Here is a 12,306-nt window from a genome sequence, read left to right on the forward strand (position 1 = left end):
CGTCAGGCGTCGGGCTCCGGGGTCTCGGCCTGCTTCGCCAGAGCCTGTGACTTCACGAGTTTCAGCAGATCGATGAGGGCATCGATCGTGTCCGGGCACAGTGAACCGAGGTCGATCCCGGCCAGGTGGCTGCCGGTGACCTCGAGCATCTCGACATAGTTCTGCTGCTGTCTGACGCGCTCGAGGTCCTCGTCGGGATTGGAGAGGAAATAAGTGACGCTCACGTCGAAGGCACGGGAGATGGCTTCGACGGTGCGGAACGACGGAGTACGAGCTTTGCCGGTGCGGAGCTGCGAGATGTACGCATCCGACAGCGAGTACCCCAAGCGGTTCGCTTTCTCGGCGATCTTCTTGCCGGTGTAGCGGATCCCGTTCTCGTCACGGCTGTGCTCGAACAGGTGACCGATCTTGTCTGCGAAGCTCAGGTCGTCATCGGTCGACGCCCCTTGCGGAGATCGTCCCGGGTTCAACGGCGCCTTCTCTCGGATCATCCATCGTGGAGTCGATGATGAGAAGGACATTACCCTACCCCTGGGTATGTTCCGGCAAGGCTTTCTGAATCTCGTCTCAGGTTTTTGTATATGACGCGGTTCAGCAGATGGCTGACGTCAGAGGTCGTCAGCTTCTCCGCCGTTGGTGTCACGGGTGCGATTGTCGAGGTCACGAAGAAAGTCGGGGTCGTCGTCGGGGCCGACCGGCCCTCTGGAGCGACGCCGTTGACCGCCGGACGGGGAGGCGCTGCCGCCGCCGTCGGGTTGCGGTCCGAACGCACGCCACATCAGGAAACCGATGGCGAGCAGACCGAGAACGGCGAACAGATAAGTCATGGCAACCTCCCGTCAACCAGGGTACGTCAGTTCGTCTGGCAGCCGGTTGAGGTCGCTCGATGGGCCGGCCCGACTAGTGGGTGCGACGGTTCAGGAGTGCGACCACGTCCTCTTCGCGGAAGCGTCGATGGCCGCCCGGGGTGCGGATGGAGCCGAGGATGCCCGAGCTGGCCCAGCGTGCGACGGTTTTGGGATTCACATTGAACATCGCCGCCACCTGGCCGGGGGTCAGGGTGTGCTGGCTGGCGAGTCCCGGGGTGATGTAGGTGGACGCGGTTGTTTCGATGCTGGTCACGTTTCCCCCTGAAACGATGGTGCCCTGTCGGTGCGCCACGGTTTGGCGAATCGGCCCGGCACGTGATGGACGCGTGTTTCATGAATACACGCAAATCGCCCAGGTACTCGAACCGTCAGCCGCAGGTAAAGAGCGTGCAAAGGCCCTCGACGTGCAGGTCTTCGAGGGGTGCCAAGTACTCTGAGGTGGTGAGTGAAGCGCAAGACCCTGCCCCCGGTACACCTACGCCAAGCGGCCGCCCCGCGACCCTGGCGGTCGCCCTGTTCGGTTACACGGTCGCGCGCATGCTGCTCGTCGTGGTCATCGCCGCCGTCATCCTCTTCGGCGGAAAGCTCGTCGGTGTCGACGTGCCGTTCCTCGTGGCCGCAGTCTTCGGCGTGCTGATCGCGCTCCCGCTTGGCATGTACCTGTTCAAGTCGCTCAGGCTGAAGGTCAACGGCGAGATCGCCGCGATCGAGGCCGATCGTCGGGCCCGCCACGACGACCTCCAGTCGCGCCTGCGCGGGGACAAGTGAGGTCGTTCCGAACGGGGCGTCCCGCATGAGGCCGACGCGGGTCGTCGATCATCGGGGAGACCGCGCCTGGGCGCAGAACGCGGTACGGCTGATCGAGGCCGACGCCCGGCGCAGTGCCGACACGCATTTGCTGCGGGTTCCGTTGCCCGCGTGGTCGCGATGGTCCGGGCCCGACGGCGAGGCCGGTGTCGACCTGTACCTGAAGGACGAGTCGACACATCCGACCGGATCGCTGAAGCATCGTCTGGCCCGGTCGCTGTTCCTCTACGCGATCTGCAACGGCTGGGTCACCGAGGGCACGCCCGTCATCGAGGCGTCGTCGGGCTCGACGGCCGTCAGCGAGGCCTACTTCGCCGAGCTGATCGGCGTGCCGTTCATCGCGGTGATGACGTCGAGTACGTCGCCGGCGAAGACCAGGCTGATCGAACGGCACGGCGGCCGTTGTCATTTCGTCGAACATCCCGGCGAGGTCTACACCGAGGCGTTGCGCCTCGAGGCCGAGTTGGGCGGGCACTTCATCGACCAGTTCACGATGGCCGAACGGGCCACCGACTGGCGCGGCAACAACAACATCGCCGAATCGATCTTCGCCCAGATGGCCGACGAGGAGCACCCGGTCCCGACGTGGATCGTGGTGGGCGCCGGTACCGGCGGCACCTCGGCGACGCTCGGCCGCTATGTGCGGTACCGGCGCCACGACACCTGGCTCGCGGTCGTCGACCCGGAGAACTCGGTGTTCCTGCCGGCGTACGAGACCGGAGACGGAACGCTCACCGGTGAGATCGGTTCGCGTATCGAGGGAATCGGCCGGCCGCGCGTCGAGCCGTCGTTCATCTCCCAGGTGATCGACCGGATGATCGGCGTTCCCGATGAGGCCTCGATCGCCACCACGCACCGGTTGTCGGAGATGCTGGGGCGCCGCGTCGGCGGGTCGACCGGCACCAACATATGGGGTGCGTTCTCCCTCGTCGCGGAGATGGTCGCCGATCGTCGGGCCGGCAGCATCGTGACGCTCCTGTGCGATCCGGGTGACCGCTACGCCAACACCTACTTCGACGAGAAGTGGATCGCTGCACAGTCTTTCGATCTGGACCCGGCGAACGGGGTCCTCGATGAGTTCCTCGCGACGGGACGCTGGACGGCTTGAGCCCCGAGCCGCACCAACCCGGTGGGCTACCATCCGGGGGGTGCCGACCGAAACCGTGCGTCCACTCGTCGAGGCCGTCGACCTGGTGCGTGAGTACCAGATGGGTGAGGAACGCGTCCGCGCCCTCGACGGACTGAATCTGACCATCGACGGAGGGCAGTTCGCGTCCATCGTCGGTCCCTCCGGCGCGGGCAAGTCCACGCTGCTGCACATCCTGGGCGCCCTCGACACCCCGACGTCGGGCCGGATCTCCATCGACGGAGTCGATCTCGGTGCGCTCGACGACACTGCCGCGTCGGCCTTCCGGCGCCATCGCGTCGGCTTCGTCTTCCAGTTCTTCAACCTCGTCCCGACCATGTCGGCGTGGGAGAACGTGGCGCTGCCACGACTGCTCGACAACCAGTCGCTGCGCAAGGCCAAACCGCGCGCCGTCGAACTCCTCGAGCAGGTGGGCCTCGGCGACCGCGTCGACCACCGGCCGTCGGAATTGTCCGGCGGACAGATGCAGCGCGTGGCCATCGCCCGGTCGCTCATCATGGACCCGACGATCCTGCTCGCCGACGAACCCACCGGCAACCTCGACTCCAAGACCGGGGAATCGGTGCTGGAACTGCTCGCCGACGTCGCGCACGCCGCGCCGGATCGACTGGTGGTCATGGTGACCCACGACCCCAAGGCGGCTGCGTTCGCCGACACCACGATCACGGTGCGCGACGGGAAGATCGCGGAGTGAGCGACACCCCGCCGGCTGAGCAGCCGACCAGCGCAGCGAGGAGGCGTGTCGAAGCCCTGCTCGCCGGCTTCACCCGTATCCGGCTGCTCAACATCCGCGAGATCCGCACCCACCGGCTGCGGCTGTTCACCTCGCTCGCGGTGGTCATCGTCTCGTCGGCGCTGCTCGTCGCTGTTCTGGGGACCTTCGGTTCGACCTCGGAGTCGGTGCGCGCGTTCAACAATGCGATCTCCGGTTCGGCCGATCTCGAGGTCGCGGCGATCGCCGACAGCGGCGTCGACCAGTCGTTGGCCGGGCAGATCCGCCGCGACGTCGACGGTGTCAAAGCCGTCGTACCGATGATCCGCGGGTCGGTCGTCGTCGACGAGTCGGCGATCCCGCTCATCGGTTCCGACCAGCGCGTCACGTCGCTGTCGGGGAGCCTGCGATCCGCCGTGCAACAGGAGAACTCCGGCTCGATCGACTTCGACCGACTGCGCAACGGCGTCTTCGTCGGGCCGGGACTCGGCCTCGACGTCGGGCAGAAGCTGACGGTCAACGGCGTCGACGTCGAGGTGCTGGAGGTCGTCGACAACGAGCAGGCGGCCGGACTCAACAACGGTCGGTTTCTGTTCGCCTACCTCGACCTCGCGCAACGACTCGTCGGGCTGGAAGGACGGCTCGATTCGATCCTCATCGTCACCGAACCGGGCGTCGATGTCGGTTCGGTGCGCAAGCAGGTCGAGGAGATCGTCGACGGCCGGGCGGTCGTCGTCGATCCGGACTTCCGCGCCAAACAGGCCGAGGTCGCGAGTTCGGTGACGCGCGACGCGACGCTGCTCGTCTCGCTGGTGTCGCTGGTGATCGCGGCGTTCCTGGTCTTCAACACGATGAACATGGCGGTGGCGTCGCGGCGCGGTTCGCTCGCCATGATCCGGGCGTTGGGCGCCAAACGATCCCACCTCGTCGGTGACATGCTGGGCGAGGCCGCCCTGATGGGTCTGGTCGGTGGTGTGGTCGGTATCCCGTTCGGAATCCTCGCCGGCCGCGCGGTCATCGCGAGCCTGCCCGATCCGCCGCCCGACACGGTGGGCACGGTCATCAACTATCATCTCCCGGGGTACGCGCCGGTGGTCGCGGTCCTCGCGTGTGTGATCGCCTGTGTCGCCGCCACATCGCTGGCCGCGCGGTCGGTGTTCTCGGTGTCGCCGGTGGAGGCGATGGCTCCCGTCGAGGTGTCCGACGCGTCGAGACGTCGCGGCCCGGTGGTCGTGATCGCGGCGATCGTGGGTGTCGCCGGGTTGATCGCATCGTGGGTCATCGTGGCCACGGTGCCCGGCCGGCCGGCGATTCTGGCCGGTGTCGTCTATCTCGTGGGTGCGCTGCTGGTGTGCTTCGCGTTGTCGAATCCGTTGACTTGGCTGGTGGTTCGGGTCGCCCGCTGGTTCCGCGGACCGGGTCAGCTGGCGTCGGTCAACACCGAGCGCGCGCCGCGTCGGGCGTGGGCGACGCTCATGACGGTCGCCGTGGCGATCGCCGTGGGCATGGGGACGTCGGGTGCGCTGGACAACCTCGTCTCGTCGATGTCGAAATCGCTGGACGGCCTGGGCGACCCGGACTTCTACGTGTCGTCGTCCTCGTCGGCGAGCCTGCCGCTGGGTCCGATCCTGCCGCCGTCGATCCGCGGCGAGGCCGCGAAGGTGCCCGGGGTGACCGAGGTCGTCGGCGGTCAGTGGGCTGCGGTCAACATCGGCGAGAGCCGAGCGAATGTGCAGGGTCTGGAACCCGGGTCGCGAGCGCCGTTCATGCGGAAGGCGACGCCGGAGTCGGTCGAGCAGGTGCTCGCCGGGAACGGCATCCTGTTGTCGAATGTGCTTGCGCGCGTGCTCGATGTGGGTGTCGGAGACACGGTGACGCTGGCGACGCCGACCGGTCCGCACGACGTCATCGTCCGGGACACCGTCGACTACGTCTCCGTGGACTCCGGGGTCGCCGCGCTGTCGCAGCAGCAGCTGGGGGAGTGGTTCGGACGCGAGGGCGACACCTACCTGCAGGTGATCACCGCACCCGACGCCGACCCCGAGCAGGTGCAGAAGTCGCTCGAAGCGCTGGTCGCGGAGGTTCCGACCACCGGCAACAAACCCATCAGCGTCTACACCGGTGCGGAAGCGCTCGCCGCCACGCAGGCGACCGTCCAGCAGGCGGGTTCGTTCACGGTGGCCATCCAGTGGATCGTCGCCGGCGCCGCCGCGATCGCGCTGCTGAACACCCTGCTGCTCTCGGTGATCGAGCGTCGTCGTGAGTTGGGTGTGCTCCGGGCGATGGGTGCCTCGCGGAAGTTCATCTCGCGCATGGTGCTTGCCGAGGCCGCCGCGGTCGCCATGGTCGGCGCCCTGGTCGGGGTGGTCCTCGGTGCGATGATGCATCTGCTGAGTGACCGAATCTTGAGTGTCACAACGTCGTTGACGGTGATCTATTCGCCACGACCGTCTGCCGCGATGTTCGTCGCGATCGCGGTGGCGCTGTGCCTGGTGGGCGCGTTCCTACCGGCCGTGCGCGCAGCGCGGATGAACATCAGCGAGTCGATTCTGAACGAGTAGGTCCTGCCCGGTGCTGCTGATTTCCGTATGACGTTGTGCCCGGAATCCGGGCACAACGTCATACGGAGAAAACTGGCTCTTCCGGATTGACGGTGCGTGAAACAGGTTCTACTGGCCACAAGATGTAGGTCGGATTTGCGGGTGTGAGCCTCTGCGTGATGTGGGCGGGTCCTGTGGTGTGAGGATGAAAGCTCCTACACACTCATCCGAACACTCACAGGACCCATGACGCAGCGTAGCGCTATTGCCGACACGATTTGCCGCACCATCGAACTCGGCGTCACGATCACCGATGCCGCCGTCGACGGCGAGGACCGCACCCACCTGTTCTGCCAGCTCCTGGACCCAAAGAACACGTGCCCGACCTGCGGGCGAGTGGGTCGGCTGCGTGATCACGTCGACCGGGAGGTCGCCGATCTGCCGATCGTGGGGCATCCGACCCGGCTGCATCTGACGGTACCGCGCTACACATGCGCCACCAGCGACTGCGCGACGTCGATCTTCCGGGCCGACCTCAGTGCGATCGTGGCCTCGCGTGCGCAGGTCACCCGCCGCACCACCACCTGGATCATGCGGGCGATGATCTGCGACAAAATGTCGGTCTCGGCCGCGGCCGCGGCGGTGGGGTTGAGCTGGAACACCGTCAACACCCTGGCCTGCGAAGCGGCCCGGACCCTGGCTACTGCACCCGTCCGGCTGTCCGGTGTGCGGGTCTTAGGGGTTGATGAGCACAAGTGGAAACATGTTCGTGGCCAGGGTGATTCAAGTTTCGTGACCGTCCTCGTCGACCTCACCCCGATCGTCGACGGGACCGGTCCGGCCCGCTTGTTGGACATGGTCGCCGGCCGGTCGAAAGCCGCGTTGAAGGACTGGCTCGACGCTCGCGATCAGGCGTTCCGCGATCGAATCCGAGTGGTCACCATGGACGGGTTCAGCGGCTACCGCACCGCCACCGCAGAGTCCCTCGACAAGGCGCGGGCCGTGATGGACCCATTCCACGTGGTGCACCTGGCCGCGGAGAAACTCACCCTGTGTCGCCAACGGGTGCAACAGGATACGTGTGGACATCGGGGTCGCAGTGGAGATCCCCTCTACGGTATCCGTCGGACCCTGCTGACCCGGATCGGGTTGCTCACCGACAAACAGAAGACCCGCCTGCGCACCGGCCTCGACGCCCATGACGAGCATGTGGCCGTTGCGGTCACCTACGCGATCTACCAAGACCTCATCGACGCCTACGACCAACCGAACAAGCGGGACGGGAAGATCGCGATGTACAAGCTGCTCAAACGCATCCACACCGGTCTGCCGACCGGGCTGGCTGAAATGGCGCAGCTGGGCCGATCCCTGTGGGCCCGGCGAGCCGAGATCCTCGCCTACTTCGACACCGGTGCCTCCAACGGGCCGGTCGAAGCCATCAACGGGCGCCTCGAGCATCTGCGCGGGATCGCGCTCGGGTTCCGTAACCTCACCCACTACATCTTGCGGTCACTCATCCACTCCGGCCAACTCGCAGAACACCTGCATGCACTCTGAATCCGGAAGAGCCAGAAAACTCACGACCCGATCAGGATTCGGGCGGCGAGGAGCATCGTCAGCCCACCTCCGATGACCGCCGTCCATCGTCGACCACGGTCGCCGACGAGCGCTGCGCCGAGGAACGAACCGCCCGCGGCGAGAACCAGTTGCCACGCCGCCGAGCCGATCAGTACGCCGAGAACGAATGCGGTGCCAGAGGCCGCCGTGGGTTCGACGACCGCACCGCCGGCCACGAGAGCGGCGAAGTAGATGACCGTCGCGGGGTTGATCGCCGTCACGCCGAACACGCTGACATAGGCGCGGCCGGCGGTGCCGAAGAGGCGTGAGGGCCCGGCATCCGTTGTCCCGCTTCGGCTTCGCCAGCCCGATCGAAGCATCATCGCGCCGAGGACCAGAAGTACGAGGCCGGCCACCCAACGCAGGGGTGTCGCCACACTTCCGACGGCGGCGGTGACTGCACTCCCGCCGATCACCGCCAAGATCGCGTAGAGGGCGTCGACAGTCGCGGCTCCCAGGCCGCCGCCGGCTGCGACCCGCCACCCGCGGTGTGCGCCGGTCATCACTATGAGTGCACCGACGGCACCGACCGGAACCGCGACCGCGAGGCCGGCAACGATCCCACCGAACAGTGCGGTGATCACGAGTGTGCTGCCGAATCCTCCCTGCAGAGGTTCTGCTGCTGCGCGCAGGGCGGGTGCTCGTCGGCGGACCATCCAGCGGCGGTAGGAGTCGTCATGAGCCGTGACGGTAGCAGTGCGACGCTTCGAACGCGCCGTGAGTCTCGTGGTCAGAGCCGTGGCGTCCTCAGATCATCATGGCATTCAGCGGTGCGCCGACGTTCGGTATCGCGGCAAGGATGTTGCGACCGGCTGCTGCCACCTCATCTGCTCGGCGTGGTCGTCGAGCCCTTCCTTCTTGGGGCAGTTTGATCCGGTAGGCGGATCAAACTGCCCCAACTTCTGGCGGAGTCTGTCTCAGGTGAGTCTCCCTGTTCGGACCTCGTACTCGATCTCGTGTCGAACCTGCTCGGCGATCTCCTGCGCCACGTCATACGGAGCTTGTTTCCATCCGTTGTGGTGCTGCCAGTCGAAGATCGCGTCGTCGTAGCGACGTCTGAACTCCTCCTCGAGTCGCTTCTCGCGGTCGAGTTCGGGGAAGCGCGCGGCGAGGTCCTTGAGGGTTGTGCCCGGCGGTGACTTGAGCGCGGCGATGATGTGGGGCTTCAGTCCTTCGAGTTCACTTGACATGGTTTGAATACCTGATTCTGCTAGCGGTCAGTGGCTCGCGCCAGCCCATCCAGGGCTGGGGCTTTGATGTTGACCGTCGGGCGACGCAAGCGTTCTCTCGCAGGGCCGATCGTCAAGCGTGTCGTAGTCCTCGAGAGCCGTCCAATCGCCGAACACGTTCACAGTGGGCTGGTTCAGCGCCCCCTTTTGGTCAACCGAAGGGGCGATGCCGGTGCGCCGGTAGGTGAAGAGCGCGCGAAGAATGGGTTTGGGGTTTGGCCCCGTGCTGAAGGTGCAGACGGCCGCTCTGCCGAGCTGATCGGTCGGGGTGGGCGAGGCGTGACGTTGATCTCTCGGTTCGTCTGCTCGCCGCACGGTGTCGGGGAAATCGACTGCGAACAGGTACGTCGTTCGTGGCTCGATGTTCAAGGTGGGTATGTTGTTCACTCTCAGAGTCCAAAGCTCCTGGGCTGCTTCGACGTATCCAGGGGGAACCAGTGCTTGCATCGCGGAGCTGCCCAGATAACTGAAAAGAACGTCGGTCTCGGCTATCGCACGTACGAAGGTTCCGTCCGGTGATTTGAGGTCGAGCGCACGGGTCGGGATCCATCGGAAAGGGAACTGTGACGGGTCTGCACCTTGAGCCGGCGGGGGGCCGGTTAAAGGGAGGTCGTTGGTCTGTGCGTCGCCAGAACAACTGACCATCGGCAGCAGCAAGAGCGCGAGAATAACTGAATAGAAGGAGCGCATAGTTTTTTGTTCCTCCGTCAGCCGACCGGTTTTCCGCCCGGGACGAGTGGAAGCGTGCCTGCCTGCGGTGGTGGTCCGGGTTGGTCGGGTGCGCCGACACCGAGATCGAAGTTGCTGTCGAAGCCCTGTGACATCTGCTCACTCATCCACTTCGTCCACTTGCCTCCATTGGCCTTGTCCCACTCGATCAGCTGTTCGTAGTTTGGCCGGCCTTTTTCGTCGAAGCCCCCAGGGAACTGGTCTTGAAGGGAGGGGTCGGTGGATGCCGCACCAACGAAGTATGCGAACCGAATGGCCTGTGGATCAGTCAACGCAGGAACGTTCACCGAGGCGTAGCGCGCCCTCTCCTCTGCGGTCATTGAATCGAGGTCAGGCGGTCCACCGAACAGTCTCTGTTCGACTTCAGGCGGGACCAGAGCATTGAGCGCGGCTCCGTAGGTGCTCACCGAGGCGACATACCTCAGCATTGTTGCCGCATTCAGCTTGTCCTGATAGTCGCCGACGCGGTCCTTGTATGCGGTCTCGGACAGGTGCGCGATTTCCTCGTCCATGCCATCTCGCATCGCATCCGCCAGGAGTCCGGCAGCCACGCCGAGCTGGGGAAGGTCATGTGCTCCTGCCTGGTACGCCATCGCGAGCTGCCACTGCGCACCGGCCTGGTTGATGATCGCAGCGGCCGCCGGGTCCGAGTCCAAGGCTCGGAAGACGTTCTTGAGCTCTCCTGCGGTCAGTTCTCCGGCACCGTACGTGGGAATACCGGTGGACCCGGTGAATGAGTGCGCGTAGTCGCCGAGGTAGGGGGCAAGCGCGCCCGCCAGCGTCTGTGCGAGGTGCGGGCTGTTGACGCCGAGGTTTCCGCCGATCGACATGTTCGACTCGGCGCCGAGGTACTTCCCGAGTGCGGTGGCGGTGTCGGCGGCCGTGCCGGCGTAGTAGGAATTCTGTGGATTGCCGGCGTCGGAACCGACCCACTTGAAGAGATTGTTGACGTTGGTAGCGTTTTCATCCCACTTGTGGCCGAACAGCGCGTCCAGATGACTGTCGGCGTTGAATTTGCCTCCGTCTGAACACGTTACGTCCATATTTGATCCAGTGACGAAGTCATGGATTGCGGCCTTGTCCGGACTCGCGACTCCGATCATCTTGTCAAGGAATCGGGAGGTCTCTTCGGGGGTCATGATCACGTCCCCGAAAGCCCTGCGAGTCGGGTCGCCCTCGAGTGATGCGGTGATCTCTGCCGCCTGCTTCAGGAAGGCCCGGTCGATGTCGGTACCCATTCGAAGCGAATCGTCGCCCGCCAGGAGAAGGTCTGCCAGCGCGTCGAACTCGCCAAGACGCCTGACCGCGGAACCGTGGGCGGAGGGGGCTGTCTGCGCGGGCTTCTCGGTGAGTAGCGTCCGCACGTTGGTCGGCAGGACCGCCATCCCGCCGGCGTCCCCGGCGTCGGTGGACACAGACGGATTGCTCATGATCTGCATTCCGTTGGCGAGCAGGTTTCGAACTGCGGCACTCTGCTCCCCGGTGCCAGGCAGTCCGGTGATCTCCTCGACGGACATGCCGTCCATCCCGCGGAAAAGAGTTCGAAGGAAGTCGTATTGTCCCTGCGGGATGTTGACAGGTTGACCCGCATGCAGCGCCTGTAGTTGCTCCGGTGTCAGGTTCCCGGCGGCGGCGAGCGCGTACATCTGCTCTTGGGTCAGGCCACGGCCGTCTTCCCAGTTGTCCAGGATCTTCGCTGCGCCACCGGCACTCAAACCTGCTGCGGGAGGCGTTAATTGGTCGAGCACGCCGTTTGCGCCCCGGATCGCTGCCGCGATGTCGGTATCGGCCGTGTCGAAATCTCTTGCAACCCCCTCCATCCAGAGTGTCGCGTTCTCGGCGATCCGCGCACGGGTGGCCTTCAACGTTTCGAGTGCGGTGAGTTGCTCGTCGTCTCCGGCGGCTGCGGATTCGGCAAGCGCATAGTTGTATGAGTCGGTGACCTTCCAGTTGTCCGCCACTGAGTAATCGTTTGCCTCGTAGGCCGTTGCGGTCAGCTTCAAGTCGCCTGCCAAGGACGACAAATTTGTGTGCCCGGTGGTGATGGCATTGGCGAGGGAGGTGAAGGTTGCCGAGACCCGCATCAGTTGGGCGTGTTCCCTGTGGGCGCGACTTTCCGCGGCGTTCTTCGCGCCGCCGGACCAGTCCAGCCTGGTGATGGTGTCCCGTGTGGTCTGGGCGTCGGATGCAGTGCGTTCGGCGTAGTCGTTCAGTTCCTCAGCGAGCGTCGTCATCTTGTCGAAGTTGAGCTCGGCGACGATCGACCGGGTGGGGTAGACCATCAGCCGGGCTGACCCGGAAGCGGCCGGTTCAAGTCGACTAGGCCGGCAAGTCGATTGGCCGCGGTGACATCGGATCCCTCGTAGGCGTCAGCAGACTCGTTGAGGATCGACTCCCAAGCAGCCTTGCGACCGCCGAGTGTGGCCAACGCAGACAGCAGGGACGTCTTTGTCTCGGAAAGCGCTGTCCCGGTGTCGAGTTGGTCTACGCCCGCAGCCGCGAAGGTGACCGCGAGCCCGGCGGTTGACGTCGAAGGTGGCCACACCGGCCCAAAGGCGACCGCCGGCGCAAACTTGGTCGCTGCTTTCCGCAACTCGTCTGGATCAACCCTCGTTGTCATCGCAAACTCCCCCCGCAGTTTGTTGCATGCTAGCCG

Annotated in this window: 13 protein-coding genes; 5 read left to right on the forward strand and 8 right to left on the reverse strand. The window is 65.2% G+C overall.

All coding sequences use genetic code 11. The annotated features are described in order from the left end of the window. Positions 1-2: 2 nt before the first annotated feature. From PWF70_RS04645 to PWF70_RS04655, 3 genes are all read right to left on the reverse strand, one after another. Entirely contained in the window at positions 3-470 is a 468-nt protein-coding gene (locus PWF70_RS04645; protein WP_006358569.1) for a helix-turn-helix domain-containing protein, read from the reverse strand. 138 nt (positions 471-608) lie between these two features. Then, the gene (locus PWF70_RS04650; RefSeq protein WP_006358570.1) at positions 609-827 is read right to left on the reverse strand and encodes a hypothetical protein; all 219 of its coding nucleotides are present in this window, start codon (positions 825-827) and stop codon (positions 609-611) included. Positions 828-900: 73 nt separating this feature from the next. After that, positions 901-1,122, reverse strand: a complete 222-nt coding sequence (locus tag PWF70_RS04655; RefSeq protein ID WP_006435233.1) for a BldC family transcriptional regulator — start codon at positions 1,120-1,122, stop codon at positions 901-903. A 188-nt stretch (positions 1,123-1,310) separates the two neighbouring features. On the opposite strand from PWF70_RS04655, the gene PWF70_RS04660 reads away from it, so the two are divergent. The 5 genes from PWF70_RS04660 (at position 1,311) to PWF70_RS04680 (ending at position 7,632) form a co-directional block, all read left to right on the forward strand. After that, entirely contained in the window at positions 1,311-1,637 is a 327-nt protein-coding gene (locus PWF70_RS04660; RefSeq protein WP_035753444.1) for a DUF4229 domain-containing protein, read from the forward strand. Positions 1,638-1,662: 25 nt separating this feature from the next. Next, positions 1,663-2,784, forward strand: coding sequence for an L-cysteine desulfhydrase Cds1 (gene cds1 / locus PWF70_RS04665; protein ID WP_035753321.1), 1,122 nt, complete (start codon positions 1,663-1,665; stop codon positions 2,782-2,784). Between the two features lie 40 nt (positions 2,785-2,824). Further along, positions 2,825-3,517 carry an ABC transporter ATP-binding protein gene (locus PWF70_RS04670; RefSeq protein ID WP_006358574.1) on the forward strand — a complete coding sequence of 231 codons (693 nt, stop codon included), beginning with the start codon at positions 2,825-2,827 and terminating at the stop codon, positions 3,515-3,517. Then, on the forward strand, positions 3,514-6,096 hold the full coding sequence (locus tag PWF70_RS04675) for an FtsX-like permease family protein (RefSeq protein WP_196813042.1): 2,583 nt from the start codon (positions 3,514-3,516) through the stop codon (positions 6,094-6,096). The genes PWF70_RS04670 and PWF70_RS04675 overlap by 4 nt, the downstream gene beginning before the upstream one ends. Before the next feature lie 225 nt (positions 6,097-6,321). Beyond that, positions 6,322-7,632, forward strand: a complete 1,311-nt coding sequence (locus PWF70_RS04680) for an ISL3 family transposase (protein ID WP_006358616.1) — start codon at positions 6,322-6,324, stop codon at positions 7,630-7,632. A gap of 20 nt (positions 7,633-7,652) precedes the next feature. On the opposite strand, the gene PWF70_RS04685 is transcribed toward PWF70_RS04680, so the two are convergent. The 5 genes from PWF70_RS04685 to PWF70_RS04705 all read right to left on the reverse strand — a co-directional run bounded on the left by PWF70_RS04685 (position 7,653) and on the right by PWF70_RS04705 (position 12,270). Continuing rightward, on the reverse strand, positions 7,653-8,348 hold the full coding sequence (locus PWF70_RS04685; protein ID WP_050918664.1) for a LysE family transporter: 696 nt from the start codon (positions 8,346-8,348) through the stop codon (positions 7,653-7,655). Positions 8,349-8,609: 261 nt separating this feature from the next. Then, a complete protein-coding gene (locus PWF70_RS04690) occupies positions 8,610-8,882 on the reverse strand; it encodes a hypothetical protein (protein WP_035753319.1) in 273 nt (90 codons plus the stop codon). A gap of 27 nt (positions 8,883-8,909) precedes the next feature. Continuing rightward, complete coding sequence (locus tag PWF70_RS04695; RefSeq protein WP_155225034.1) at positions 8,910-9,611, reverse strand: hypothetical protein; 702 nt, start codon at positions 9,609-9,611, stop codon at positions 8,910-8,912. Between the two features lie 17 nt (positions 9,612-9,628). Beyond that, positions 9,629-11,932, reverse strand: coding sequence for a TPR repeat domain-containing protein (locus PWF70_RS04700; RefSeq protein ID WP_035753317.1), 2,304 nt, complete (start codon positions 11,930-11,932; stop codon positions 9,629-9,631). Continuing rightward, complete coding sequence (locus tag PWF70_RS04705; RefSeq protein WP_075862714.1) at positions 11,932-12,270, reverse strand: hypothetical protein; 339 nt, start codon at positions 12,268-12,270, stop codon at positions 11,932-11,934. The genes PWF70_RS04700 and PWF70_RS04705 overlap by 1 nt, the downstream gene beginning before the upstream one ends. Positions 12,271-12,306: the final 36 nt, after the last annotated feature.

This window comes from Gordonia sp. Swx-4, assembly GCF_030316175.1.
In the GTDB taxonomy this organism is placed as follows: Bacteria; Actinomycetota; Actinomycetes; order Mycobacteriales; family Mycobacteriaceae; genus Gordonia; species Gordonia alkanivorans.

Coding starts and splice junctions, on each gene's coding strand:
- PWF70_RS04650 (WP_006358570.1), bottom strand. CDS start 827: ATGACTTATCTGTTCGCCGTTCTCGGTCTGCTCGCCATCGGTTTCCTG.
- cds1 (WP_035753321.1), top strand. CDS start 1,663: ATGAGGCCGACGCGGGTCGTCGATCATCGGGGAGACCGCGCCTGGGCG.
- PWF70_RS04680 (WP_006358616.1), top strand. CDS start 6,322: ATGACGCAGCGTAGCGCTATTGCCGACACGATTTGCCGCACCATCGAA.
- PWF70_RS04685 (WP_050918664.1), bottom strand. CDS start 8,348: ATGGTCCGCCGACGAGCACCCGCCCTGCGCGCAGCAGCAGAACCTCTG.
- PWF70_RS04690 (WP_035753319.1), bottom strand. CDS start 8,882: ATGTCAAGTGAACTCGAAGGACTGAAGCCCCACATCATCGCCGCGCTC.
- PWF70_RS04695 (WP_155225034.1), bottom strand. CDS start 9,611: ATGCGCTCCTTCTATTCAGTTATTCTCGCGCTCTTGCTGCTGCCGATG.
- PWF70_RS04700 (WP_035753317.1), bottom strand. CDS start 11,932: ATGGTCTACCCCACCCGGTCGATCGTCGCCGAGCTCAACTTCGACAAG.
- PWF70_RS04705 (WP_075862714.1), bottom strand. CDS start 12,270: ATGACAACGAGGGTTGATCCAGACGAGTTGCGGAAAGCAGCGACCAAG.